Here is a 25341-nt window from a genome sequence, read left to right on the forward strand (position 1 = left end):
GACCCGTCAACGCCCCTCCTTGATGGCCACGAGGTGCACAATCTGTCGCGCGGCCTGCGGTCGCGCGGCGCCGCGCCGCGCGTCAAGGGACATGCATTCTGATAATCTCGGGGTGAACGACAAGACTCCGATTGAAGGATTTGCATCGGCAGGGATTTGGAATGTCCTCGACCATTCCAGGCAGGCACTCGCGGAAGGCTGCCTCGCTGGAACCATTCGGCATGCTCCTGCTCTTCGCAGCGCTGACTGCGCTGCCGATTGTCCTGACGGTGCGTCTGGTTGAGCTCGCGCTCGTGCTGCCCGCGCTCAGCCTGGCGTTGTTCGCAGAGGCAGCCATTGCCGCGCTCGCGGCGCGCGTGATCCACGCGCGCACGAGCGTGGCGAAACTCACGCTGTGGGATTTTGCCGGCGCCTTCACCTTCATGGGATGCGCCGCGGCGATCCTCGGCGAGCCGGACCAGGCGGCGCTGTTCTTCGAGGAAGAAGCAGCAATCCGTCCGGGCTAGCATGATCCGGAAAAGTGTGAAGCGGTTTTCCGAACGGATCATGCTCAAAAAAAGCGCAAGCGCGATGACGAATGATCGCATCGCGCTTGGCGACCGTAATCCCAGGCCGGGCCCCTCTGGCAGCCACAAGCTGCGATGTCGGACTGGAACTCAGTTGGAGTGGCCCTGCCTCGACCGGCGACGTGACAACGTCATGACGGATCTGCCGTCGGCATGACGGCAGATCCGGCTTCGTCGAAGCGGCCCACTCCCCGACCTTAAAGGGGATGATCCATGTCCGAACTGTTCTCACTCGACGCCCTCAGCGCACTGCTGCAAGTCGTCGTCATCGACCTCGTGCTCGCCGGCGACAATGCCGTCGTGATCGGCCTCGCCGCGGCCGGCCTGCCGGCGCAGCAACGCGGCAAGGCGATCCTGATCGGCATTGGCGCCGCGACCTTGCTGCGCATCCTGTTCGCCCTCGTCACCACGCAATTGATGCAAATCGTCGGCCTGCTGCTCGCCGGCGGCATCCTGCTGCTCTGGGTGTGCTGGAAGATGTGGCGCGAGCTGCGTGCCAGCGCGCACGAGACCACGGCCGTGGATGGCACCGGCGGCGCGGAGGTGCCGCGCAAGACGCTGTGGCAGGCCACCACCCAGATCATCGTTGCCGACGTCTCGATGTCGCTCGACAATGTGCTGGCGGTCGCGGGCGCGGCGCGCGAGCAGCCGATCGTGCTGGTATTCGGCCTCGCGCTCTCGATCGCGATGATGGGCGCCGCTGCCACCTTCATCGCACGGCTGCTGCAGAACCACCGCTGGATCGCCTATGTCGGCCTCGCCGTGATCCTCTATGTCGCGATCGACATGACCGTTCGCGGCGCGAACGAGATCGCCAAGGTCGCGCCGGCGTGATCGGCGTGGGCGGTGGCGGACGTTCACCTCTCCCTTGGGAGAGGTGATCGGGAGCGCGCGGTGGAGACTCGGCGCCTCAGTGGATTTCCGACGAGCGCTTCAGCGCGTCCTTCAGCTTCTCGAGCGAAAAGTCCTTGCTGCGCGCGATGTCGAGGATCGGGGTTTCGCGGCGGCCGCAGAGTTCGGCGGCCTCCGGCAGCTTGGCCGCGATCTCGTAGGGGATCACGATCGCACCGTGGCTGTCGGCGTGGATCAGGTCGTCGGAGCGCACCGTCATGCCGGCGACACGGACCTCGCCGCCGAAGCTTTCGGCGTGCACCCAGGCGTGCGACGGGCCGATCGAGCCGGCCAGCGCCTGGAAGCCCGGCGCCCATTGCGGGATGTCGCGGATCGAGCCGTCGGTGATGACGCCGAGGCAGCCGAGCGCCTTGTGCACGGCGCTCTGCACCTCGCCCCAGAACGCGCCATAGCCGACGTCGGGACCGTCGATGTCCTGGATCACGGAGATGCGCGGACCGAAGCCGGTGCCGACGTATTCGTAATAGTCGATGCGGCGCTTCGACTGCTCCTCGGCCGACAGGCCGGATTTCAGCACCGAGCGGATCGCGACCGTGCGCGCATAGCCGACGATCGGCGGCAGCGTCGGGAACGGGCAGACCAGCGGCTTCACGGTGTAGCCGATCAGACGGCGCTCCGGCGCGACAATCTCCATCGCGTTGCAGATCGTCGGCGTGTCATAGCGTCCCAACGCCTCGAGGACGGAAGCAGGCAGCGGGGCGGAAGCGGATGTCGTCACGGCGTTTCTCTCCTGATTTTTGGCGTTCGCTGAGCCATCTCAGCCTATAACCGAGATCAGGGGCGAACCCAACCGAGCCCCGCTCATGGCTGATATTTGGGCGTCACAGCTCCATGACCGTCATCCTGAGGAGGCGCGCAGCGCCGTCTCGAAGGATCGACGGCCCAGCTGCGAGATCGTGGCCGTGCATCCTTCGAGACGCCGCTACGCGGCTCCTCAGGATGACGGGTCGGGAAGTCAATGCAGATGCGTCGGACGATCGTCGTGGTCCGTATCCGCGACCGGCGCCGTATAGGAAGCAGCAGTGGCCGGCGACGCCGCGCTCGCCCCCTGCGTCTGCGCCGCAAGCTGGCGCTCCTGGTCGCGATAGGACTTCCAGCCCCACGGCAGGCTGATCAAATAGGCCACCGAACCCGCCGACAGGATGTGCCAGGGATAGCCGATCAGCAGCGCGACGAAGAACACCACCGACACGAACACCGGCAGCACCATCTCGGGCGGCACCCGCATCTTCACCGTCTTGCCGGAGAACACCGGCAGCCGTGACACCATCAGGAAGGCGATCAAGAGCGTGTAGAACGCCGTCAAGGTCGCCGGCGGCATCGGCACGCCGAGGAAGGCGAGATAGATCGGCAACAGCACGGTGATCGCGCCGGCCGGCGCCGGCACGCCGGTGAAATAATTGGCGGCGAAGGCCGGCTTGTTCGGATCGTCGATCGAGGCATTGAAGCGCGCCAGCCGCAGGCCGCCGGAGATCGCGAACACCATCGCGGCGATCCAGCCGCCATTGTTCAATTCATGCAGCTGCCAGAAATACAGGATCAGGCCCGGCGCGACGCCGAAATTGACGAAGTCGGCGAGGCTGTCGAGCTCGGCGCCGAATTTCGACTGGCCCTTGATCATGCGGGCGACGCGGCCGTCGATGCCGTCGAGGATCGCGGCGAACACGATGGCCGCGACCGCAAGCTCCATCCGCCCTTCAGTCGACAGCCGGATCGCGGTCAGGCCGGCGCAGATCGCCAGCAGCGTGATCATGTTCGGCACCAGCATCCGCACCGGGATCGGACGGAACCGGCGGCGGCGCAACTCGATGGAATTGGGGTCTGATGGCATCATGGACCACAATATAGCAAGCGCCGCCCGGCTCCGCCATCGGAGCCGGAACCGGCTGATCGACCGGCTGAAACAGCGTTAATCGGCGCGGTAGGTGCGGCCCGGATCAGCGCCGCGGAAATCCGCCAGGATGGTCTCGCCGGCAACCGCGGTCTGGCCTTCGGACACCAGCGCCTTGGTGCCCTCGGGCAGGTAGACGTCGAGCCGCGAGCCGAAGCGGATCAGGCCGAAACGCTCGCCCGCCCCGATCGACTGGCCTTCCTTGACGAAGCAGACGATGCGGCGCGCCACCAGGCCCGCGATCTGGACCACGCCGATCCGCCCGTTCGAGCTCGAGATCACCAGCGAATTGCGCTCATTGTCCTCGCTCGCCTTGTCGAGCTCGGCATTGATGAAGGCGCCGGGGCGATAGGCGATGCGGTCGATGCGGCCGGCCACCGGGCTGCGGTTCACATGGCAGTTGAACACGCTCATGAACACCGAGACCCGCGGCAGCGGCTTGTCGCCGAGGCCGAGCTCGGCCGGCGGCAGCGCCTGCACCACCATGGAGACCCGGCCATCGGCCGGCGACACCACGATGCCGTCGCGCAGCGGCGTCACCCGGACGGGATCGCGGAAGAACAGCGCGCACCAGACCGTGAGCAGCGTCCCGATCCAGCCCAGCGGGGTCCAGATCCAGAACAGGATCAGGCTCGCCAGCGCGAAACCGCCGATGAAGGGATAGCCCTCCGGGTGGATCGGCGGGATCTGCGCACGGATGGAATTGGCGATCGACATCAGAACTCGCTGTGGTACCCCGCCCCTGCGGCGGGAGTGGCCTCAAGGCGCGATCGTCGCGCTTTGGTTGGTCGTTTCAGGCATGATCTTTTCGGAAAACCGCTTCGCACGTTTCCGGATCATGCCCTAATCGACTATTCCGCGGCGGTCGGCAAGGGCTTCTCACCCGCGTCAGGGGTGGAATCCTCAGAGGATTCGGCCACCGCCGGCGGCAGCCGATTCGGCGCCGTGCCGTCGTCGCCGACCTGGGCGAGCCGTTCGCGAGCCTCCTCGGCCTCACGCTGCCGGTTCCACATGCTGGCATAGAGCCCGTCGGCGGCCAGGAGCCGCGCGTGGGTGCCGCGCTCGGCGATCCGGCCCTGGTCCAGCACGATGATCTCGTCGGCGCCGACGATGGTCGACAGCCGGTGCGCGATCACGAGCGAGGTGCGGTTGCGCGACACCCGTTCCAGCGCGCCCTGGATCTCGTGCTCGGTGTGGCTGTCGAGCGCCGACGTCGCCTCGTCCAGCACCAGGATCGGCGGCGCCTTCAAGACCGTGCGTGCGATCGCGACGCGCTGCTTCTCGCCGCCGGAGAGCTTTAAGCCGCGCTCGCCGACCTGGGTCTCGTAGCCCTGCGGCGACATCCGGATGAAGCCGTCGATCTGCGCCAGACGCGCCGCCTCCTCCACCTCGTCGTCGCCGGCATCCCAGCGGCCGTAGCGGATGTTGTAGCGGATGGTGTCGTTGAACAGCACGGTGTCCTGCGGCACCATGCCGATCGCCTGTCGCAACGAGGCCTGGGTCACGGTCTTGATGTCCTGGCCGTCGATCAGGATGCGGCCGCTCGAGACGTCGTAAAGACGGAACAACAGCCGCGAGATCGTCGACTTGCCGGCGCCTGACGGACCGACGATCGCAACCGTCTTGCCGGCCGGCACCTCGAAGCTCAGGCCTTTCAGTATCGGCCGGTCGGATTCATAGGAGAAGCGGACATCCTCGAAGCGCACGCTGCCTGTCGACACCACCAGCGGCCTGGCGCCCGGAATGTCCTTCACCTCGGGATCGCGCGCCAGCACGTCGAACATCTTCTCGATGTCGATGATCGCCTGCTTGATCTCGCGATAGACCATGCCCATGAAGTTCAGCGGCTGGTAGAGCTGGATCATCATCGAGTTGATCAGCACGAAATCGCCGACCGTATGGGTGCCGTTGCGGATGCCGAATGCGCACATCAGCATGGTCGCGGTCAGCCCCGCGGTGAAGATGATCGCCTGCCCGGTGTTGAGCACCGCAAGCGAAGTGTAGGTCTTCACGCTGGCCTGCTCGTAGCGCTCCATCGAGCGGTCGTAACGCCGCGCCTCGCGCTCCTCGGCGCCGAAATACTTCACGGTCTCGTAGTTGAGCAGCGAGTCGATCGCCTTGGTGTTCGCCTCGGTGTCGGAATCGTTCATCCTGCGGCGGATCTCGATCCGCCACTCGGTCGCGACGTAGGTGTAGTACATGAACACGACGACCGTGATCAGCACCGCGAGCACGTAGCGCCAGTCGAACTGCCACAGCAGCACGCCGGCCAGCAGCGTGACTTCGACGATGGTCGGGATCAGCTGCAGGATCACCATCCGCACGATGGTCTCGATCCCGGAACGGCCGCGCTCCAGCACCCGGGTCAGGCCGCCGGTCTTGCGCTCGAGATGGAAGCGCAGCGACAGCTCGTGCATGTGGACGAAGGTGATGTAGGCGAGCCGCCGCACCGCATGCATCGCGACGCGGGCAAAGATGCCGTCGCGCCACTGCGTCAGCACCGCCATGATGATGCGCACCGCGCCGTAGCTGATCGTCATCAGCACCGGCGAGGCGATCAGCCAGACCATCCAGTTCGACGATGCGACCGGCGCCGAACCCGTGCCGTTCAGCGCATCGATCGCCCATTTGAAGGTGAACGGCACCGACAGCGTCGCGAGCTTGGCGAACAGCAGCAGCACCACCGACCAGATCACCCGCATCTTCAGATCGGCGCGATCGCCCGGCCAGATATAGGGCCAGAGATGAACGAGGGTGCCGAGGAGCGTGCCCTTCTCGGCGGCCGGCGTCGTGGCCGTGGGCTGCGCGGCGCCGGTCACAGACTGTTGCGGCGGCACCATCAGGAGCCCGCTCGCGCCGTCATGGCGCGCCGGTGCGCTGCCACATCTTTTCCACGATTTGCCATTGTGCCCGTCATATAGATCGTTTGAACGCGGCGTACAGGCTTATGACGAAAATTGTTCGCGATTCGCGGGAATTTGCGGGATTTTTTGGCCCTCAATCCCCATATGCTGATCTTGACCCTCTTTACGCTGCAGTGCCACAAGGATCGTATGAACCAAATCAAGACTGTCTGTGTTTATTGCGGCTCCGGCCCCGGTAACAATCCCCGCTTCGTTGAAGCTGCCGTCGCGCTCGGCAAGGCCTTTGCCGACAACAACGTGCGCCTGGTCTATGGCGGCGGCTCGATCGGCCTGATGGGCGCCGTCGCCAAATCCACGCTCGATCATGGCGGCTCGGTCACCGGCATCATTCCCGAATTCCTGCGCGCGCGCGAGAATGCGCTGACCTCGGTTCAGGAGATGATCGTCACCCCCGACATGCATGAGCGCAAGCGGCTGATGTTCGAGCGCTCGGATGCATTCGTCGCGCTGCCCGGCGGCATCGGTACGCTCGAGGAGCTGGTCGAGCAATTGACCTGGCAGCAGCTCGGCCGTCACTCCAAGCCGATCCTGCTCGCCAACATCGACAACTTCTGGGAGCCCCTGCTCTCGCTGTTGAACCACATGCGCACGACCGAGTTCATCCGGCCGACGCTGCCCATCAACGTGCTGATGGCCGACCGCGTCGACGAGATCCTGCCGCGGCTGCGTTCGGCGGTGGCCGGCAAGCCGGCGGCCGCGAAGGAACTCGCCCCCGAGGTGGCGCGGCGGCTGTAGAGGAGCGCGGGCGCCAAACTATCCCCGTCATCCTGAGGTGCGAGCGGAGCGAGCCTCGAAGGATGAACGGCCCCGCTGGTGGCCGATTCATCCTTCGAGACGCGCTACGCGCTCCTCAGGATGACGGATGAGATGCGTGTAGGCTAGCCAAACTCACTCGCTCGGAAAGGTCACGGCCTCGACGCGGTTGCCGTCGGGGTCGAGGACAAACGCAGCGTAATAGCGCACGCGATCGTGCGGGCGCAGGCCCGGCGGACCGTCGGATGCGCCGCCCGAAGCCAGCGCGGCGGCGTGGAAGGCGTCGACCTCGGCGGTGGTCTTGGCGCGCAGGCAGATGTGGGTGCCGCTCTCATGCGGCACGGGCGCCATCGCAGCGCGCAGATTGATCCAGAATTCGGGATAGGCCTTGCCGAAGCCGATCGTCGCCGGCCGCGTGACCAGGCGGCTCAGGCCAAGCGCGGCCAGCGTCGGCTCATAGAACCGTGCGGCGCGTTCGAGATCGCGGACGCCGACGGAGACGTGGTCGATCATGTCTGTCCTCCCTCGTCATTGCGAGGAGCGAAGCGACGAAGCAATCCATCGATTCGAGCATGCGGACGGATGGATTGCTTCGCTTCGCTCGCAATGACGTCCCTTTCGTGCCGTCACGCCAGTCTCACGCCGGCGCGCCCGACTTCATCAGCTTGTAGACCAGTGAATCCATCAGCGCCTGAAATGACGCGTCGATGATGTTCGGCGAGACGCCGACCGTGGTCCAGTTCTCGCCGGTCTCGTCCTCGCTCTCGATCAGCACGCGCGTCACCGCCTCGGAGCCGCCATTGAGGATACGGACGCGGTAATCGATCAGCTTCAACCCGTCGATGTATTTCTGGTACTTGCCGAGGTCCTTGCGCAGCGCGACGTCGAGCGCATTGACCGGGCCGTTGCCTTCGGCGGCCGAGATCAGATGCTCGCCGTCGACATCGACCTTCACCACCGCGAGCGCCACGGTGACGCGCTGGCCGTTGGCGTTGTAGCGCTGCTCGACATTGACGTCGAACTGCTCGACCTTGAAATATTCCGGCACCTTGCCGAGCGTGCGGCGTGCCAAGAGGTCGAACGAGGCGTTGGCGGATTCGTAGGCGAAGCCCGCGGCCTCGCGCTCCTTCAGTTCCTCGACCAGCCGCGTCAGCCGCGGGTCGCTCTTGTCATAGGCGATGCCGGCGCGGTCGAGCTCGGCCATCACATTGGAGCGGCCGGCCTGGTCGGAGACCAGCACCTTGCGGTGGTTGCCGACCAGTTCCGGCAGCACGTGCTCATAGGTCTGCGGATCCTTCATCACGGCCGAGGCATGGATCCCGGTCTTGGTGACGAAGGCGCTCTCGCCGACATAGGCCGCATGGCGGTTCGGCGCGCGGTTCAGCATGTCGTCGAGCGTGCGCGACACCTTCATCAGCGTCGCCATCTTCTCGGTGGTGACGCCGATCTCGAATCTGTCGGCGAACTCCTGCTTCAGCTTCAGGGTCGGGATCAGCGAGCAGAGATTGGCGTTGCCGCAGCGCTCGCCGAGGCCGTTGAGCGTGCCCTGGATCTGCCGCGCGCCGGCGCGCACCGCGGCCAGCGAATTGGCCACCGCCTGCTCGGTGTCGTTATGGGCGTGGATGCCGAGATGGGTGCCGGGCACATGCTTGACGACATCGCCGACGATGGTCCCGATCTCATGCGGCATGGTGCCGCCATTGGTGTCGCACAGCACCACCCAGCGCGCGCCCGCCTCATAGGCCGCCGTTGCGCAGGCGAGCGCGTAGTCGCGGTTCTCCTTGTAGCCGTCGAAGAAATGCTCGCAGTCGACCATCACCTCGCGGCCGAGCGCCTTGGCGGCGGCGACGCTGTCGCGGATCGAGGCGAGGTTCTCCTCGTTGCTGGTCTCGAGCGCGACCCGGACCTGGTAGGCCGAGGATTTGGCGACGAAGCAGATCGCGTCGGCCTTGGCCTCGAGGATGCCGGCAAGCCCGGGGTCGTTCGAGGCCGAGCGGCCCGGCCGCCGCGTCATGCCGAACGCAGTGAAGCGCGCGTGGTCGAACGCGGGCTTGCTGCCGAAGAACTCGGTGTCGGTCGGATTGGCTCCGGGATAGCCGCCCTCGACATAGTCGATGCCGAGCGCATCCAGCATGCCCGCGATCACCCGCTTGTCCTGCAAGGTGAAGTCGACGCCATTGGTCTGCGCGCCGTCGCGCAGCGTGGTGTCGAACAGATAGAGGCGCTCGCGGCTCATGCGTGGCCTCCGGGCGTGGCAACGCCGTCGAGCGTCTTCTGCATCGTGGTGTTGGCGAGCCATTCGTCGCCGATGGTGATCGAATTGCGCTGCTGCGCGACATAGCCGCGCTTGCGGAAGAATTCGAGCGCGGTATCGCTGGCATCGACCTTTAGGGTCTTGGTGCCACGGGCGCTCGCGATCTTCTCCAGCGCATCGCACAGCGCAGCTCCGACGCCCTGCCCGACCGCGCGCGGATGCACATAGAGCATGTCGATGTGATCGGCGCCCTTCAGCGAGGCGAAGCCGACCGGCGCGCCCTGCAACGTCGCAATCAGCGTCAGCTGGCCGGCGAGCTTCTTGCCGAACGCCTGCTCGTCGTCGGCCGCCGCCGCCCAGGCCTCCTGCTGCGCCTCGCTGTAATCGTCACCGGTCAGATCCATGATCGAGGCCGCGAAGATCGCCGCCAGAACGGCTGCGTCGTCGGGCAGATACGGGCGCAATGCGGGTGCGGAACGGCTCATCGCGCGACCTCCCAGGTGGTGCCTTCCTTGGAGTCCTTGATCACCACGCCCATCGCGGCGAGCTGATCGCGGATCCGATCGGACTCCTTGAAGTCCTTGCGCGCCCGCGCCGCGCTGCGCTCGGCAAGCAGCGCCTCGACGGCCGCGGCATCGACGCCGCTCGCCTGCTGCTTGCGCGCCTCCCACGCGGCCGCGCTCTCCGACAGGAAACCGAGCAGCCGCAGCGAACCGGCAAATTCCCTGCGGCGCTGTTCGCTGCTCGACGACGCGCTGCGCAGGCCGTGCAGCACGGCCATCGCCTGCGCCGTGTTGAGGTCGTCGTAAAGTGCCTCGACCACGGCCTGCGACGGCGCGCCGGGCTCGGCATCGGCCGCGACCGCATACCAGTCGTCGAGTGTCTTCGCGCTCTCTTCGGCGCTCTTCAGCGTCCAGTCGAGCGGTGAGCGGTAGTGCGTCTTGAGCATCGCAAGCCGCAGCACTTCGCCTGGCCAATCCGCCAGGAGATCGCGGATCGTGAAGAAGTTGCCGAGCGACTTCGACATCTTCTCGCTTTCGATCTGCAGGAAGCCGTTGTGCATCCAGACATTGGCCATGCGGTCGGAGTGGAACGCGCAGCAGGTCTGCGCCAGCTCGTTCTCATGATGCGGGAACACCAGATCGATGCCGCCGCCATGGATGTCGAATTTTTCGCCGAGATGCTTCCAGGCCATCGCCGAGCACTCGATGTGCCAGCCGGGCCGGCCCTCGACCGCAATGCCTGCCGGCGACGGCCAGGACGGCTCGCCCGGCTTCGACGGCTTCCACAGCACGAAGTCGGTGTTGTCGCGCTTGTAGGGCGCGACGTCGACGCGGGCGCCGGCGATCATCTCGTCGAGCGAGCGCTTCGACAGCGCGCCGTAGCGCGGCAGCACCGAATTGGCCGCGTTCATCGCCTGCGGCGAGAACAGCACGTGATCCTCGGCGACATAGGCGAAGCCGCCGGCGACCAGTCTCTCGATGATTGCCCGCATCTCCGGGATGTGCTCGGTCGCGCGCGGCTGCACCGTCGGGGCCAAGCAGCCCAGCGCGGTGACGTCGTCCTGATACTGCTGGTAGGTCAGCTCGGTGACCTTGCGGATCGCCTCGTTCAGCGGCACGCCGGGATAGTCCCGCGCAGCGCGCTCGTTGATCTTGTCGTCCACGTCAGTGATGTTGCGGACATAGGTCACGTGATCCGCGCCATAGCGGTGGCGCAGTACGCGGAACAGCACGTCGAAGACAACAGCGGCGCGGCCATTGCCGATATGGGCGAAATCGTAGACCGTCGGTCCGCAGGCATACATGCGGACATTGTCGGCATCGAGCGGCACGAACGGCCGCTTCTCCCGGGTCAACGTATCGTAGAGGCGCAAATCCATGGGTACCCATCCCTTGCGGCCGGGCGTCCAGTGATTCTCAGGCGATTGAGAAAAGACGGCCTCAGCCAGCGAATCGCTAGCTCATAATCTCGCGGCAAATGCTGCAGATGGCGAGGTGGCCGTTCATGGTTCCACCGTGTCTCATGACCCCTCCATCGCGTCAAGGGGCTGTTTTGGAGCCCATTACGGCCGCCCGCCCAGCAAAATCACGCCAATGCCCTCATGGTTAATCATTATTAAGGATTTGGGCGTACCGGAAGACCAGCGGATCCCCCGCCATTTCACTGGTGCACCATGCGGCCGATTTCAGCATTGATTGCCTGCACGCTCTTCGCTGTCCCGTCCTTCCTTGCCCCCTCGGCCGCGCTGGCCGACAGCCGCGTCTTCATCGTCGCCAACCAGGCCGACGGCTACGGCATCGACCAGTGCCTGGCCCGTGGCGACCGCTGCGGCGCCTCCGCCGCCCGCGCCTATTGCCGCTCACGCGATTTTGCGCAGGCCACCAATTACCGCCGCGTCGATCCCGACGAGATCACCGGCGCGGTTCCGCACGCCGCAAACGAGAAATGCAGCGGCAATGCTTGCGGTGAATACGTCGCCATCACCTGCCAGCGCTAAGCCAAGCCGCTGGATAAACGGGGTTACTGCCACACCGGCGCCCCGGAAACGACGTGACGCTGCCCCGAGAAACCGCTATTGCAGCGGCCTTGCCTGCGCGCTTTGGCGTTGATCGCCGGGCGGCGTCGTTTTAATGGCCGGATATGCCCAATCGCTCGCGTTCTCGCTTCTCCCCCTGGTTTCTGACTTGCGCCGTGCTGGCCGGCATCGCCCTGCCCGCCACGGATGCGCTGGCGCAGGTGCCCCCGGGCCCGCCCGGCCCGGCGCCGCAAGGCGCGCCGCAGGCCAACCCGATGTGCAGCCGGCTCGAGGGCCAGCTGGCGGCGATCGATCGCGGCGGCGGCAGCGGCGATCCGGCACGGGACGAGCAGATCCGACGCTACCAGGACGCGGCGACCCGCCAGCAGGGTGAGCTCGATCGGGTGACGGCGCAGGCGCGGCGCATGGGCTGCGACAGCTCCGGCTTCCTGTCCCTCTTCAACAACAATTCGGCGCAGTGCGGTCCGGTCAACAACCAGATCCAGCAGATGCGCGCCAATCTCGACCAGATGACCGCCAATCTGGAGCGGCTGCGCTCCGGCGGGCTCGGCGGCGCCGACCGCGAGAACCAGCGCCGCTCGGTGCTGACCGCACTGGCGCAGAACAATTGCGGCCCGCAATACGCCGCGGCCGCATCGCGCGGCCCGGGCAACTTCCTCGAGAACCTGTTCGGCGGCGGTGGCGGTGGCGGCGGCAATCCGAACAGCCAGCTGCCCCCGCCCGACCCGCAATATGGCGCGCAGTCCGGCACCTTCCGCACCGTCTGCGTCCGCACCTGCGACGGCGCCTATTTCCCGATCTCGTTTGCGACCAGCCAGGCGCGCTTCGCCGCCGACGAGCAGATCTGCAAGGCGCAGTGCCCGGCCACGGAGGCCAGCCTGTTCGCCTATCGGAATCCCGGCGAGGACATCAACCAGGCGGTCTCGATCAACGGCCAGTCCTACTCGTCGCTGCCGAACGCCTTCAAGTACCGCACCGAGTTCAATCCGTCGTGCTCCTGCCGGGCGGCCGGCCAGAGCTGGGCCGAGGCGCTGAAGGCGGTCGACGATCAGGCGTCCGCCGCGCAGCAGGGCGACATCATCGTCACCGAGGAGAGCGCGCGGAAGATGCAGCAGCGCGCGCAGACCAAGGCCGCCGCCGGCAAGAAGGGCGCGCCTGCAGCCGCCGCTCAGCAGCCGGCTGCCGCTGACGCCACGGCGCCGGCCCCGGCCGCGCCCGCGAGCGACGGCCAGATCCGCACCGTCGGCCCGACCTTCATCCAGCAGAAGAAGCAGTAAAGGTTACCCCTCAAACGCCTCCGCCGACGCACGCGAGGTGCGCGTCACCAGCTTGTCATCGGGCGTCGGCAGTGCCTTGCCGAAATCGCGGAAGCGGTTGGTGATGGGATAGCGGCGGTCGCGGCCGAAATTCTTGCGCGTCACCTTCACGCCCGGCGCCGCCTGCCGCCGCTTGTATTCGGCGATGTTGAGCAGGCGATCGATGCGGGTCACGACATCAGGCTCAAAGCCGGCTGCGATGATGGTCGCAAGCGGCTCCTCGCGCTCGACGAGACGCTCCAGGATTGCGTCCAGCACGTCGTAGGGCGGCAGCGAATCCTGGTCGGTCTGGTTCTCGCGCAATTCCGCGGTCGGCGGCCGGATGATGATGTTGACCGGGATCACCTCGCCCGACGGCCCGAGCGCGCCGTCCGGCTTCCAGGCATTGCGCAGGCTCGACAGGCGGAACACCTCGGTCTTGTAGATGTCCTTGATCGGGTTGAAGCCGCCGTTCATGTCGCCGTACAGCGTGGCGTAGCCGACCGACATTTCCGACTTGTTGCCTGTGGTCACCACCATGGCGCCGGTCTTGTTGGAGATCGCCATCAGCAGCGTGCCGCGGGCGCGCGCCTGCAAATTCTCCTCGGTGATGTCGCGCTCCAGCCCCTTGAACACCGGCGCCAGGATCGTCTCGAAGCCGTTCACGGCATCGGCAATCGGCAGGATCTCGTAGCGGATGCCGAGCGCGGCGGCGAGCTTGGCGGCATCGTCGAGCGAGACCTGCGCGGTGTAGCGGAACGGCAGCATCACGCCGCGCACCTTGTCGGCGCCGAGCGCATCGACCGCGATCGCCGCGCACAGCGCCGAGTCGATACCGCCGGAGACGCCGAGCAGCACGCCGGGAAAACCGTTTTTGCGGACATAGTCGCGCAGGCCGAGCACGCAGGCCGCATAATCGGCCTTGTCTCCCTCGAGCTGCGGCGTGGTCGGCCCGGAGCAGCGCCAGCCATCCGCGGTCTTGCGCCAGGTCAGCGTCGTGATGTTCTCCTCGAACGCCGGCAACTGCGCCGCCACTGACAGATCGGCATTCAGGGCGAACGAGGCGCCGTCGAAGATCAGCTCGTCCTGGCCGCCGACTTCGTTGAGATAGACCAGCGGCAGCCCGCTTTCGGTGACGCGCGCCACCACGATCGAGAGCCGGAGATCGGCCTTGTCGCGGGCATAGGGCGAGCCGTTCGGCACCACCAGGATCTCGGCGCCGGTCTCGGCGAGGCACTCGACGACGTTCTCGTAGTCCTCGGATTCCTCGAGCCAGATGTCCTCGCAGATCGGCACGCCGATGCGCACGCCGCGCACGGTCACCGGGCCCGGCGCCGGGCCGCGGGCGAACAGCCGCTTCTCGTCGAACACGCCGTAATTCGGCAGATTGGCCTTGAAGCGCAGCGCCGCGATGCGCCCGCCGTCGAGCAGCGCGCAGGCATTGTAGAGCTTGCCGTCCTCGACCCAAGGCGTGCCGATCAGAACAGCCGGGCCGCCATCGGCGGTCTCGCGCGCCAGTTCCTCGACCGCCGCACGGCAGGCCGACTGGAACGCCGGCTTGAGCACCAGATCCTCCGGCGGATAGCCGGCGATGAACAGCTCCGACAGCACCACGAGGTCGGCGCCGTCGGCCTTGGCTTTCTCGCGCGCAGCACGCGCTTTCGCGGCGTTGCCGGTGACGTCACCGACCGTCGGATTGAGTTGCGCCAGGGTGATCTTGATCTGTTGTTCGCTCATCCGCTTAAGTTGTCCTGCACAAGAGCAAACTTCAATGGCCCTTCGGTCATGGTGCGATTGCAGAAATCGCACCATGACCGTCGTTCTTTCGTTTTGAGCATGATCTGATCGGAAAACCGGTTCCCACTTTTCCGGATCACGGTCAGAACGCGCCCAGGCGTTCGGCGAGCGCGAACAGCCAGAACAGCCCGGCCATGATGAGCGCGACGCCGACGGCGGCCGAGCCCATGTCCTTGACCCGGCCGATCTGCGGATCGTGATCCATGGTCAGGCGGTCGGCGAGCTTCTCGATTGCGGTGTTGAGCAGCTCGATCACCAGCACCAGCACCACGGTCGCGACCAGCTCGACCCGGCGCATCACGGTGGCGCCGACCAGCCACGCCAGCGGCAGCGACAGCGCCAGCGCCCCCACCTCTTCGCGGATCGCCTGCTCCGAGCGAATGGCGAACGCCAGCCCGTTGCGCGAGTTGATGGTGGCTCGCCAGAACCTCAGCAAGTCACTGCCCCCACACGTCCCAAATCACATGCCCGCAGCGGCCGGCATCGGCTTGGCCTTGCCGGCGCGCTCCTGCTTCAAGAGCTCGGCGATCAGGAAGGCCATGTCGATCGACTGTTCGGCATTGAGGCGGGGATCGCACACCGTGTGGTAGCGGTCGTTGAGATCCTCGTCGGTGATGGCGCGCGCGCCGCCGATGCATTCAGTGACGTCCTGCCCGGTCATCTCCAGATGCACGCCGCCGGCATGGGTGCCCTCGGCCGCATGGATCTGGAAGAACGACTTCACCTCCGCCAGCACGCGGTCGAACGGCCGCGTCTTGTAGCCGGAGGTCGAGGTGATGGTGTTGCCGTGCATCGGATCGCACGACCACACCACCTTGCGCCCTTCGCGCTGCACGGCGCGGATCATGCCCGGCAGATGGTCGCCGACCTTGTCGGCGCCGAACCGGCTGATCAGCGTCAGCCGTCCCGGCTCGTTGTCGGGGCTGAGCACGTCGATCAGCTTCAGCAGCTCGTCCGGCTTCAGCGACGGACCGCATTTCAGGCCGATCGGGTTCTTGATGCCGCGGAAATATTCGACATGGCCGTGATCGAGCTGACGGGTGCGATCGCCGATCCAGATCATGTGGCCCGATGTCGCGTACCAGTCGCCGGTGGTGGAATCGACCCGCGTCATCGCCTGCTCGTAGCCGAGCAGCAGCGCCTCGTGGCTGGTGTAGAAATCGGTGGCGCGCAGCTCGGGATGGCTCTCGAGGTCGAGGCCGCAGGCGCGCATGAAGTTCAGCGCGTCCGAGATGCGGTCGGCGAGCTCCTTGTAGCGGCGGGACTGCGGCGAGTCCTTCAGGAAGCCGAGCATCCATTGATGCACGCTGCCGAGATTGGCGAAACCGCCGGTGGCGAAGGCGCGCAGCAGGTTCAGCGTCGCCGCCGACTGCCGATAGGCCATCAGCTGGCGCTGCGGATCGGGAATGCGCGCTTCCGGCGTGAAGGCGATGTCATTGACGATGTCGCCGCGATAGCTCGGCAGCTCGACATCGCCCTGCTTCTCGGTCGGCGAGGAGCGCGGTTTGGCAAACTGCCCGGCGATGCGGCCGACCTTCACCACCGGCAGCGCGCCGGCATAGGTCATGACCACGGCCATCTGCAGCAGCACGCGGAAGAAGTCGCGGATGTTGTTGGCGCCGTGCTCGGCAAAGCTCTCGGCGCAGTCGCCGCCTTGCAGCAGGAACGCCTCACCGTCGGCGACCCGCCCCAGCGCCTTCTTCAGGTTGCGCGCCTCGCCCGCGAACACCAGCGGCGGAAAGCTCGCGAGCTGGGCCTCGACATCGGCCAATGCCTTGGCATCGGGATAATCGGGCACCTGCAGCACCTTCTTGGTGCGCCAGCTATCGGGTGTCCACCGCTCGGACATGAGGTCAACTCCTGAGCAAAAACCGCGACTTAATCGCCGGGAAAGCAGGGCTTATACACAGCCGCCCGCTCCCCCGCTAGAAGGATTCCGGCAATTCCGTCAAGCCCTTGCAAGAAAAACCGAATTCGCCTTTGCTGGACCATACCATGAATGCCAGCCAAATAGCCGTGGCCGAGGCCACGCCGGACGACGTTTTTAGCGACGATATCGTCGTGCCGGCGGCGGACGGCTATCCGCTCGCCGCGACGCTGTTCCTGCCGCGCGGCAAGAAGCGCCGCGCCGTGCTGATCAATTCGGCGACCGCCGTGCCACGCAAGGTCTATCGCGGCTTTGCCGGCTACCTCGCCCGCCGCGGCGCGGCCGTGCTGACCTATGACTACCGCGGCACCGGTGACTCGAGACCGCTTGCCGCGACCGGCTTGAACAAGCCGAAGTCGCTCTCCGGCTTCAAGGCCACGATGGCTGACTGGGCCGCGCTCGACGCCACCGCCGCGGTGAGCTGGATGCGCGACCGCTACAGCGATCTGCCGCTCGCCTATGTCGGCCATTCCTTCGGCGGCCAGGCGCTTGGCTTGCTGGCCAACAACACCGAGATCCCGCGCGCTCTCCTGATCGCCGCGCAGGCCGCCTATTGGAAACTGATGGCCTCGCCCGAACGCTACCGCGTCGTCGCCTTCATGAACGGCATCGGCATGCCGCTGGCGCGCACGCTCGGCTACGTGCCGGCCTGGGCCGGCCTTGGCATGGACCTGCCGCGGGGCGTGTTCGAGCAATGGCGAAGCTGGGTGATGCGCGAGCGCTATCTGCTCGACGATCCCGCGCTCGCGGCGCGCGCGAATTTCGCGAAGTTCAACGGCAAGCTCCGCGCCTTCAGCGTCACCGACGACACCTGGGCGACGCGGCCCGCGGTCGAATTGCTGTGCTCCGCGTTTACATCGGTCACGCCTGAGATCGTCTCGATCCGACCCGCGGACGCCGGCGTCAGCAAGATCGGCCATTTCGGCTTCTTCCGCAGCGAGCACCGCGACACGCTGTGGCGCGGCGCCGCGGAATGGCTCGAGGCGGAGGGATGAGCGCAAACCTTCTCCGCCGTCGTTGCATCCCCACGCGGCCCCAACTTCAGTGTCATCGCCCGGCTCGACCGGGCGATCCAGTACGCCGCGGCTTATCGATTCAGCAAAGGCTGTCTCTGGAATACTGGATCGCCCGCTTTCGCGGGCGATGACAGTTGTGGATGAGGACGCCGCTTCGCACTCTCGCGACATGAATCGTCCGAGCTTTTGCATTTCGTTTCGCCGCTCTTCAATCAGAGGGCGCAGGGAAAGCCGGGTGCCGATCGCACCCATGGGTCCCGCGTAATAAAAAACGCGGGAGGTAGGACCACAGGTGTAACCGGAAACAACCCGGCTTTCCCTGCGCGATGGTTTTACGGCTTATACGTGCTCGCCCCGGTGAGACTGGGCTTGTTTGTCACCGTCGCTGCGAAACGCTTTCGCGTTCCGCGGGAGACACCTGCCGCTAGGGCGTCAGGTCTGCACGACTTCGCCGTCCGCCGCATCGCGCACGTCGTCAGTGCGCGAGCGGCGTCCACCGCATCTCACCGCAACACTCCTGACGATGCGCAGCGCCCCTCGATCGGGTGAGACGCGCATATTGAACATCTGAGTTGGGTCAAACGCCAAGCGGAATATTTTCTTAGCAAGGACTGGACAGGGCTGATCGCATTGATCCGGTTATGGAATTTAACCTTTCCTGTAGGGGCTTTACACCACCTTCCGCGCCGCCGCCGTCTTCGCATCCCCCGTGTTCGGCGTCCCCGTCGGCTCGATCAGCAACAGATGCACCTCTTCCCGCGCGACGGGGCGGTGCTCGACGCCCTTCGGTACGATGTACATCTGGCCCGGCTTCAGCGTCACGGTGCGGTCGCGCAGTTCGATGTCGAGCACGCCTTTCAGCACCAGGAAGAAGTCGTCGGTGTCGTCGTGCTTGTGCCAGACGAACTCGCCCTCGACCTTCACTACCATGACGTCGCAGGCGTTGAATTGCGCCACGGTGCGCGGCGACCAGTGGTCGCTGAATGTCGACAGCTTCTGTGCAAGATCGATCGCGTCGTTCATGGATGCCTCCGGGCCTGGCATCGATAGATGGCGGCCACCACAAATGAAAGAGGCCGCTACGCGGGCGGCCTCCTTGATCATTTGTCTATATCACTTGTCTGTCGTGCTCGGCGGCTTCTGGCCTTGCCCCTGTCCCGTCGTGGCGGCCGAGCCCTGGGCGCTGCCGGAACCGCTCGAACTCTTGCTTGAGCTCGCACTGCCGCTGGAGCTTGCACTGCCGCTGGAGCTCGAGCTGGCCTGAGCCAGAGCGAGGGACGTCGAGGCGACGAGAACTGAAAGGGCAACAGCAATCGGTCGGATCATTTTCTTCTCCTCCGTCGTTCGGGACACCGGGATCAATGTCGGCGGGAGTGAGATGTTCCGAACCGCGGCTGGTTGCGCGCGAACTCAAAGCAGGGTTCGCAACACAGATGCGATCGCCGCGCCCTCGGGACGCGGCGATCGCATGCCGTTGATTGCATCAATCTCGATCGGCGTTTTACTGGAACGTGGTCGCCTTGTGATGGCCGTTGATATCGCAATGCGCCTCGCCGTTGGCGGCCTTGCGCGCCAGCAATTCGCGTTCGGCCTGGTACCAGAGCTGGTCCATCCGGCCCGGCGGCTCGCCGGCGTCCTTCCATAATTCGTAGGCGCGGGTCCGAATCTCTTGCTCGGTTGGGCCTGTCATGAGCGGCTCCCTCAATCCGTTGAATTCATATGCTTGAAAAATCAACTTCTGGTTCGGCACAAGGTTCCAAACGGCCATAACCCTTCCCGGCCCGCCAATTCTGCGGGATTTGGCGGCCAAGGCAATGCTGTATTGACGCCGCGCAACGGTAAAATTTGTCCTCACGCCCCGCTCTCGTGGGAACGAGGACATGGGCGCCCGGCGCGAGGCCGGGCATGACGCAACCCGCCGTCCTGCGGTCGAGGTCGTTCAGTGCAGATTCGCGGTGAAGAAACCGACCGCCAGCCTGACGGACTCGGCATGAACCGCATCCCGATCGGTCCCGTCGGGATCGCGGCATACGGTCCGTCCAATCACCAGGCGCCCTGCCAGGGTGCAGGTCCCGAAGAAGACAAAGTGGCCTGCGCCCGGAAACAGCTTGAGCGTGGCATGGGGGACCGCCTTGCCGAGCGCTTCGGCACCGGAGGCCGGCGGCGTGATCTCGTCGGCGCTTCCCGCGACGACCGCGACCGGGATCGATATGGCGCCGAGACTCTCCGGCGTGAACGAAGGCACGGGCCCCGGCGCCATTGCGAACACGGCGCGAACGCGCTCGTCACGATAGGACTGGCCGGCAAGACCGTAGCGTTGCCGGAAATCGGGGTCGGTCGCCAGGCGTGACAGGCTCTTCTGGCGCAGCTCTGCAGCGCCCAACTGCGACGTGCACAGCGCGTCGGCGGCAGGCGAGCGGCAGAACGCCGGAGTGCGTTCCGGGTCGGTGATGCCGCCGGCGATGGCGATCACGGTGTAGCCGCCATATGAATGGCCGGCGGCGCCGATCCGCGCCGGATCGATCCGGTCGCCGAAGACGCTGTCCGCACGCATGGCGTCGATCACCGCGCTGAGGTCGACAGCGCGCAACCACGTCAGCGTGTAACCGTCGACCGTCGTAGGTTCGGATCCATTGTTGCCGGGGTGATTGACCGCGACGGCGATGAATCCGTGCGCCGCAAGCGCTGCGCCGAACCAGGCGAGAGTGGATGCGGAGCCGCCAAAACCGTGGGACAACAGGATCAGCGCGCGGCGGGGCCCCGCCGCCGGCGCCGCATCGGGTGCGGCGCTGCCGGTGCTGACGAGTGGGATGATGCGTGGCCCGATCCATTGCGGTTGCTCGCGCGCATCGGCCACGGCGGGGTACCAGATGGTGACGCGGAGCGCGTGCAGCGTGGCGCCGCGCCAATCGTAGGGCTCGGCAGGACTGAAGTCGCGCTTGGCGACGCCGACTTTGAAGACGGCGTCCTCTGCAGATGCGAGGTCCGGTGCCGCGAGCAAGATCAGCCACAGCGCCAGAAACTTCATCTGCCCTTCCTCTGCCGCGCGAAAACGCCCCCGCGGTGGACGCGCCCTACTCCGCCGCCTGGCGGACGTGGCGCGCGGTGGGCGTGCGCATCGTCACCAGCTCTTCGGAGGCGGTCGGATGCAGCGCGACGGTGGCGTCGAAATCGGCCTTGGTCGCCTTCATCTTCACGGCGATCGCAACCACCTGCGTGATCTCGGCGGCGCTGTCGCCGACGATGTGGCAGCCGAGCACGCGGTCGCTCGCCCCGTCTACCACGAGTTTCATCAGCACGCGGGTGTCGCGGCCGGACATCGTCGCCTTGATCGGGCGGAAATCGGCCTTGTAGATGTCGACGTGGGAAAACTGCGCCCGCGCCTCTTCCTCCGTCAGGCCGACCGTGCCGACCTCGGGCTGCGAGAACACCGCGGTCGGGATCGTGGCGTGGTCGACCTGCACCGGGCGCTTGCCGAACACGGTGTCGGCGAAGGCATGGCCCTCGCGGATCGCGACCGGGGTCAGGTTGGTGCGGTGGGTGACGTCGCCGACCGCATAGATGTTGTCGACCGAGGTCTTCGACCAGCCGTCGACCTGGATGCCGCCATTGGCGGGATTGATGGCGACGCCGGCCGTCTCCAGCCCGAGATTGGCGACGTTGGGATGCCGGCCGATCGCGAACATCACCTGGTCGGAGGCGATGCTCGAGCCGCTCGACAGATGCGTGGTGTAATCCTTGCCGTGCTTGTCGATCTTCACCACCGTGCAGCCGGTGATGATCGTGATGCCGCGCTTCTCCATCTCGGCGCGGACATGCGTGCGCACGTCTTCGTCGAAGCCGCGCAGGATATTGTCGCCGCGGTAGATCACAGTCACGTCCGAGCCGAAGCCGGCGAAGATGCCGGCGAATTCCAGCGCGATATAGCCGCCGCCCTGGATCACGATCCGCTTCGGCAGCTCCTTCAGGTGAAATGCCTCGTTGGAGGAGATCACGTGCTCGATGCCGGGGACGGCCGGGCCATGGTTGGGCGCGCCGCCGGTCGCGATCAGGATGTATTTCGCCGTCACCTTCTCGCCGGTGGCGAGGCGGAGCGTGTGGGCATCCTCCAGCACCGCGCGGGTCTTGACGATCCTGGCGCCGGACTTCTCGACATTCGTGGTGTAGGCGCGCTCGAGCCGGGCGATCTCCTTGTCCTTGTTGGCGACCAGGGTGGCCCAGTCGAACGAGACCTGGCCGATGCTCCAGCCGAAGCCGGCGGCGTCCTCGATCTCCTGGTGGACATGGCTGCCGATCACGAACAGCTTCTTCGGCACGCAGCCGCGGATCACGCAGGTGCCGCCCATCCGGTACTCTTCGGCGACCATGACCTTCGCGCCGTAGTTCGCGGCAATGCGCGCGGCGCGCACGCCGCCCGAACCGCCACCGATGACAAACAGGTCGACGTCGAACTCGGCCATGGCAGTACCTCTCTCTTCCCCTCGCCCCGCAAGCGGGGCGAGGTCACAGGCATATAGGTATCGTTCTCAGATATCCTTGCCGCGCTTCTTCATCTCGGCCTTGAACTGGCCGTTGATGATCACGCCGAACTGCTGCGCCCATTGCTGCATATATTGCAGCGATCCGTTGATTGCAGTGGGTTCAGCGACCAGCAGCTTCTGGCCGAGCGGCGTCTTGTAGAACGCGACGAGATCCTTCAGCTCCTGCTCGGTGAACTCGGCGGCGTAGATCTGGGCCATGCCCTCGCCGATCTCCTTCTCGCTGCCCGCGAACTGCTTGGCGACGACCAGCGCCGTCTCGTCGAGATCCTTCTGGTAGTTCAGGTACTGCTGCAAGAGACCGGTCTTGGTCTTCTCGATGATTCCGGGAACGGCGCCGTTGTACATCACCGCGACGTTCTTCATCGCCAGGATTTCCTTGGCGTAGCCGATCGCCGCGGGGGTCGACTGCTTGACCTTCGGCATGGGCGGCAGCTGCGGCTGCTGCGCCATCGCCGGTGCGGTCGCGAGCGCCAGTCCGACCGCCAGGGCCGCTGCCGACAAAAGTCCCGAAAAACGCTTCATTCCAAGTCTCCTTGCTTGCGGCCTCATGGCCGTTCAACAACCCGAATTCCCTGCGCGCCGGCCAGAACGGCGACGCTGCCAAGCCCGATGAACAGGCCGTGTTCGACCACGCCCGGGATCACGCTGAGCAGACCGGCCAGACGCGGCGGGTCGCCGATCCGGCCGAGATGGGCATCGACGATCCAGTGGCCGCCATCGGTGACAAAAGCGTGACCGTCCTTGCCCTTGCGGATGATCATTTGGCCGGACACGCCGGCTTGCGCGAACGCCCGCGCCATCGCGGCCTGGGTCGCGGCGAGCCCGAACGGGATCACCTCGACCGGCAGCGGAAAGCGGCCGAGCACGTCGACCCATTTGCTGTCGTCGGCGATCACGATCATGCGATCACTGGCGGCAGCCACGATCTTCTCGCGCAGCAGCGCGCCGCCGCCGCCCTTGATCAGGTTGAGCGCCGGGTCGATCTCGTCGGCGCCGTCGATGGTGAGGTCGAGATGGTCGATCTCGTCCAGCGTGGTCAGCGGCACGCCGCAGCGGATCGCATCGGCCCGGGTCGCCTCCGAGGTCGGCACGCCGATCACCTTCATGCCTGCGCGCACCTTGTCGCCGAGCAGCTCGACGAAGTGCTTGGCGGTCGAGCCGGTGCCGAGGCCGAGCTTCATGCCGTCGCGCACCTCTTCGAGCGCGCGCGCCGCCGCCTGGCGTTTCAGTGCGTCCATGTTCACGTGCCGATAGCCCCTCAATTGTCCGTTCCGGGCACGCCATCGGGCGGCCCGGCGGGCGCATATCTAGCCTCGATTCACGGGCAGGAATAGCGCCATCCGGACCGGTCTTTAGGCCGAAACGGCATTCACCGCGGCCAAAATCGCCGAAAACAGCTCTTTGCCCTCGGCGCGCATCCCGGGATGGGTGAAAATGTCGGACTGGCTGGGAACGCGGCGTCCCGGCAATTTCATGGCACGCCTGCATCTGCTCTTGCATCGCAGCGCACGGCCCGATAGCCAAAAGCATCATGCCCGCCTCATCTCCCCCCATCATCGTCTTCGATCTCGACGGCACGCTGGTCGACACCGCGCCCGACCTGATCGGTGCGCTCAATTATGTGCTCAACCGCGAGGGCCTGGCGCCGGTGCCGCTGGCGGCGGCACGCAACATGATCGGCGCCGGTGCGCGCAAGCTGCTGGAACGCGGGCTCGAGGTGGACGGCCGCACGGTCAGCGTCGGCGATCTCAACCGCCTGACCAAGGATTTCGTCGACTTCTACGCCGAGCACATCGCCGACGGCTCGCGCCCGTTCGACGGGCTCGAAGCCGCGCTCGACCAGCTCGCCGCCAAGGGCCATCGCTTTGCGGTGTGCACCAACAAGCTGGAATGGCTGTCGAAGCTGTTGCTCGACCGGCTTGGCCTGACGCCGCGCTTTGCCGCGATCTGCGGCCAGGACACATTCGGCGTCGCCAAGCCCGACCCGGCGTTCCTGCGCGAGACGGTCGCCCGCGCCGGTGGAAAGCTGCCCGGCGCCATCATGGTCGGCGATGCCGGCCCCGATGTCGGGGTCGCCCGGCGTGCCAGCGTCCCGGTGATCGGCGTCGACTTCGGCTATACCGACGTCCCGATGACCGAGCTGAAGCCCGACCGGCTGATCAGCCATATGCGCGATCTGCCGGCCGCCGTCGCCGCCCTGATCGCGGCATAACAATTCCGCAACATGCTGATATCGCTCGGCAATACTTTGCCATGCGATTTTGCCGTTAACCATCCTTTAACGAGCGGGCCACCCCCTGTTGCGCCTCTGTTCCGACGCTCCTATGGTCGGCGCGGGGATTGTGGCTGATTGCCGCAGTAGAGTGTGGATCATGCGTCGTATCATCGTAATCGCGGCCGCCGGGCTGAGCCTGGCCGGCTGCTCCTCCTTCTCATTGGATTCGTTCAAGTCGGCGCCGCCGCCGATGCAGGTGCAACTGGACTCGGCGCCGCAGGGTGCCGATGCCGTGACCTCGCTCGGACCGGGCTGCAAGACGCCCTGCTCCGTGTCGGTCCCGACGCCGGAGGCCAACTTCTCTGTCACCTTCAATATGCCGAAGTTCCAGCCGGCGACGGTGCCGGTGACCGTGACCCGCACGCCGGGCGACTTCACGAGCCCGGCCACCACGACTCTCGATCCGAGCCCGGTGTTCGCCGAGTTACAACCCGCCGGCCCGCCGCCGCGCGCGCACAAGGCGATGCGCCCGAGAAAGAAGAAGCCGAAGCCGGCTGCCGCCGCGGCTCCCGCTGCCGCCGCTCCGGATTCCGCATTCCCCGCTCCGGGTGCGGCACCGCCGCCGGCCGCCGCGCCGGCACCGACGCGCTAGCACTGCGCGAGATTTGCACTGCACAAAAGCCCGGCCGCAAGCCGGGTTTTTTCTATTGT

27 protein-coding genes are annotated in these 25341 nt (G+C 66.1%); 9 read left to right on the forward strand and 18 right to left on the reverse strand.

The genetic code is table 11. From position 1 onward, the window contains the following. Positions 1 to 221 precede the first annotated feature (221 nt). The gene (locus ACVW17_RS31110; RefSeq protein WP_456755419.1) at positions 222 to 506 is read left to right on the forward strand and encodes a hypothetical protein; all 285 of its coding nucleotides are present in this window, start codon (positions 222 to 224) and stop codon (positions 504 to 506) included. Between the two features lie 273 nt (positions 507 to 779). Continuing rightward, entirely contained in the window at positions 780 to 1400 is a 621-nt protein-coding gene (locus ACVW17_RS31115) for a TerC family protein (protein WP_456755420.1), read from the forward strand. Positions 1401 to 1476: 76 nt separating this feature from the next. Here ACVW17_RS31115 and ACVW17_RS31120 read toward each other — a convergent pair whose 3' ends face one another. The 4 genes from ACVW17_RS31120 to ACVW17_RS31135 form a co-directional block, all read right to left on the reverse strand. Beyond that, a complete protein-coding gene (locus ACVW17_RS31120; RefSeq protein ID WP_212022559.1) occupies positions 1477 to 2196 on the reverse strand; it encodes an RraA family protein in 720 nt (239 codons plus the stop codon). 237 nt (positions 2197 to 2433) lie between these two features. Then, a complete protein-coding gene (gene pssA / locus ACVW17_RS31125) occupies positions 2434 to 3309 on the reverse strand; it encodes a CDP-diacylglycerol--serine O-phosphatidyltransferase (protein WP_456755421.1) in 876 nt (291 codons plus the stop codon). Positions 3310 to 3387: 78 nt separating this feature from the next. Further along, entirely contained in the window at positions 3388 to 4086 is a 699-nt protein-coding gene (locus tag ACVW17_RS31130) for a phosphatidylserine decarboxylase (RefSeq protein WP_021081990.1), read from the reverse strand. Between the two features lie 134 nt (positions 4087 to 4220). Next, complete coding sequence (locus ACVW17_RS31135; protein WP_456755422.1) at positions 4221 to 6209, reverse strand: ABCB family ABC transporter ATP-binding protein/permease; 1989 nt, start codon at positions 6207 to 6209, stop codon at positions 4221 to 4223. A gap of 213 nt (positions 6210 to 6422) precedes the next feature. Here ACVW17_RS31135 and ACVW17_RS31140 point away from each other — a divergent pair, with 213 nt between their 5' ends. Further along, entirely contained in the window at positions 6423 to 7028 is a 606-nt protein-coding gene (locus ACVW17_RS31140) for an LOG family protein (RefSeq protein ID WP_456755423.1), read from the forward strand. A gap of 153 nt (positions 7029 to 7181) precedes the next feature. Here ACVW17_RS31140 and ACVW17_RS31145 read toward each other — a convergent pair whose 3' ends face one another. From ACVW17_RS31145 to cysS, 4 genes are all read right to left on the reverse strand, one after another. Next, complete coding sequence (locus ACVW17_RS31145) at positions 7182 to 7559, reverse strand: VOC family protein (protein ID WP_456755424.1); 378 nt, start codon at positions 7557 to 7559, stop codon at positions 7182 to 7184. A 124-nt stretch (positions 7560 to 7683) separates the two neighbouring features. After that, a complete protein-coding gene (gene cimA, locus ACVW17_RS31150) occupies positions 7684 to 9282 on the reverse strand; it encodes a citramalate synthase (protein ID WP_456755425.1) in 1599 nt (532 codons plus the stop codon). Next, on the reverse strand, positions 9279 to 9785 hold the full coding sequence (locus ACVW17_RS31155) for a GNAT family N-acetyltransferase (protein WP_456755426.1): 507 nt from the start codon (positions 9783 to 9785) through the stop codon (positions 9279 to 9281). Before ACVW17_RS31155 ends, cimA begins: the two co-directional genes overlap by 4 nt. After that, positions 9782 to 11182 (reverse strand): cysteine--tRNA ligase, encoded by a 1401-nt coding sequence (gene cysS, locus ACVW17_RS31160; RefSeq protein ID WP_456755427.1) that lies wholly within the window; start codon positions 11180 to 11182, stop codon positions 9782 to 9784. The genes ACVW17_RS31155 and cysS overlap by 4 nt, the downstream gene beginning before the upstream one ends. Positions 11183 to 11476: 294 nt before the next feature. Here cysS and ACVW17_RS31165 point away from each other — a divergent pair, with 294 nt between their 5' ends. Further along, on the forward strand, positions 11477 to 11800 hold the full coding sequence (locus ACVW17_RS31165; protein WP_456755428.1) for a hypothetical protein: 324 nt from the start codon (positions 11477 to 11479) through the stop codon (positions 11798 to 11800). A 143-nt stretch (positions 11801 to 11943) separates the two neighbouring features. Further along, entirely contained in the window at positions 11944 to 13116 is a 1173-nt protein-coding gene (locus tag ACVW17_RS31170; RefSeq protein ID WP_456798242.1) for a DUF2865 domain-containing protein, read from the forward strand. 3 nt (positions 13117 to 13119) lie between these two features. On the opposite strand, the gene ACVW17_RS31175 is transcribed toward ACVW17_RS31170, so the two are convergent. The 3 genes from ACVW17_RS31175 to ACVW17_RS31185 form a co-directional block, all read right to left on the reverse strand. Beyond that, the gene (locus tag ACVW17_RS31175) at positions 13120 to 14871 is read right to left on the reverse strand and encodes an NAD+ synthase (RefSeq protein ID WP_456755430.1); all 1752 of its coding nucleotides are present in this window, start codon (positions 14869 to 14871) and stop codon (positions 13120 to 13122) included. Positions 14872 to 15013: 142 nt separating this feature from the next. Continuing rightward, positions 15014 to 15367, reverse strand: coding sequence for a diacylglycerol kinase (locus ACVW17_RS31180; protein WP_456755431.1), 354 nt, complete (start codon positions 15365 to 15367; stop codon positions 15014 to 15016). 24 nt (positions 15368 to 15391) lie between these two features. Further along, positions 15392 to 16780, reverse strand: a complete 1389-nt coding sequence (locus tag ACVW17_RS31185) for a class II 3-deoxy-7-phosphoheptulonate synthase (RefSeq protein WP_456755432.1) — start codon at positions 16778 to 16780, stop codon at positions 15392 to 15394. A 146-nt stretch (positions 16781 to 16926) separates the two neighbouring features. Here ACVW17_RS31185 and ACVW17_RS31190 point away from each other — a divergent pair, with 146 nt between their 5' ends. After that, positions 16927 to 17853 carry an alpha/beta hydrolase family protein gene (locus ACVW17_RS31190; RefSeq protein ID WP_456755433.1) on the forward strand — a complete coding sequence of 309 codons (927 nt, stop codon included), beginning with the start codon at positions 16927 to 16929 and terminating at the stop codon, positions 17851 to 17853. Positions 17854 to 18543: 690 nt separating this feature from the next. Here ACVW17_RS31190 and ACVW17_RS31195 read toward each other — a convergent pair. Beyond that, positions 18544 to 18897 carry a cupin domain-containing protein gene (locus tag ACVW17_RS31195; protein ID WP_456755434.1) on the reverse strand — a complete coding sequence of 118 codons (354 nt, stop codon included), beginning with the start codon at positions 18895 to 18897 and terminating at the stop codon, positions 18544 to 18546. A 73-nt stretch (positions 18898 to 18970) separates the two neighbouring features. Here ACVW17_RS31195 and ACVW17_RS31200 point away from each other — a divergent pair, with 73 nt between their 5' ends. Then, positions 18971 to 19138: a hypothetical protein gene (locus ACVW17_RS31200; protein WP_456755435.1), complete on the forward strand. Its 168-nt coding sequence runs from the start codon at positions 18971 to 18973 to the stop codon at positions 19136 to 19138. A 237-nt stretch (positions 19139 to 19375) separates the two neighbouring features. On the opposite strand, the gene ACVW17_RS31205 is transcribed toward ACVW17_RS31200, so the two are convergent. The 6 genes from ACVW17_RS31205 to ACVW17_RS31230 all read right to left on the reverse strand — a co-directional run bounded on the left by ACVW17_RS31205 (position 19376) and on the right by ACVW17_RS31230 (position 23890). Continuing rightward, positions 19376 to 19564 (reverse strand): DUF2934 domain-containing protein, encoded by a 189-nt coding sequence (locus ACVW17_RS31205; protein ID WP_456755436.1) that lies wholly within the window; start codon positions 19562 to 19564, stop codon positions 19376 to 19378. Positions 19565 to 19813: 249 nt separating this feature from the next. After that, positions 19814 to 20902, reverse strand: coding sequence for an alpha/beta hydrolase family protein (locus ACVW17_RS31210; protein ID WP_456798243.1), 1089 nt, complete (start codon positions 20900 to 20902; stop codon positions 19814 to 19816). A gap of 46 nt (positions 20903 to 20948) precedes the next feature. Continuing rightward, positions 20949 to 22334: a glutathione-disulfide reductase gene (gene gor, locus ACVW17_RS31215; RefSeq protein WP_456755438.1), complete on the reverse strand. Its 1386-nt coding sequence runs from the start codon at positions 22332 to 22334 to the stop codon at positions 20949 to 20951. A 66-nt stretch (positions 22335 to 22400) separates the two neighbouring features. Further along, positions 22401 to 22937 (reverse strand): DUF2059 domain-containing protein, encoded by a 537-nt coding sequence (locus tag ACVW17_RS31220; RefSeq protein ID WP_456755439.1) that lies wholly within the window; start codon positions 22935 to 22937, stop codon positions 22401 to 22403. 23 nt (positions 22938 to 22960) lie between these two features. Continuing rightward, the gene (rpiA, locus tag ACVW17_RS31225; protein WP_456755440.1) at positions 22961 to 23659 is read right to left on the reverse strand and encodes a ribose-5-phosphate isomerase RpiA; all 699 of its coding nucleotides are present in this window, start codon (positions 23657 to 23659) and stop codon (positions 22961 to 22963) included. Positions 23660 to 23767: 108 nt separating this feature from the next. Beyond that, positions 23768 to 23890, reverse strand: a complete 123-nt coding sequence (locus tag ACVW17_RS31230; RefSeq protein ID WP_456755441.1) for a hypothetical protein — start codon at positions 23888 to 23890, stop codon at positions 23768 to 23770. Between the two features lie 56 nt (positions 23891 to 23946). On the opposite strand from ACVW17_RS31230, the gene ACVW17_RS31235 reads away from it, so the two are divergent. After that, positions 23947 to 24627 carry an HAD hydrolase-like protein gene (locus tag ACVW17_RS31235; protein ID WP_456755442.1) on the forward strand — a complete coding sequence of 227 codons (681 nt, stop codon included), beginning with the start codon at positions 23947 to 23949 and terminating at the stop codon, positions 24625 to 24627. A gap of 160 nt (positions 24628 to 24787) precedes the next feature. After that, positions 24788 to 25282, forward strand: coding sequence for a hypothetical protein (locus ACVW17_RS31240; protein WP_456755443.1), 495 nt, complete (start codon positions 24788 to 24790; stop codon positions 25280 to 25282). The last annotated feature ends 59 nt before the right edge of the window (positions 25283 to 25341 follow it).

This window comes from Bradyrhizobium sp. USDA 4473, from assembly GCF_054063335.1.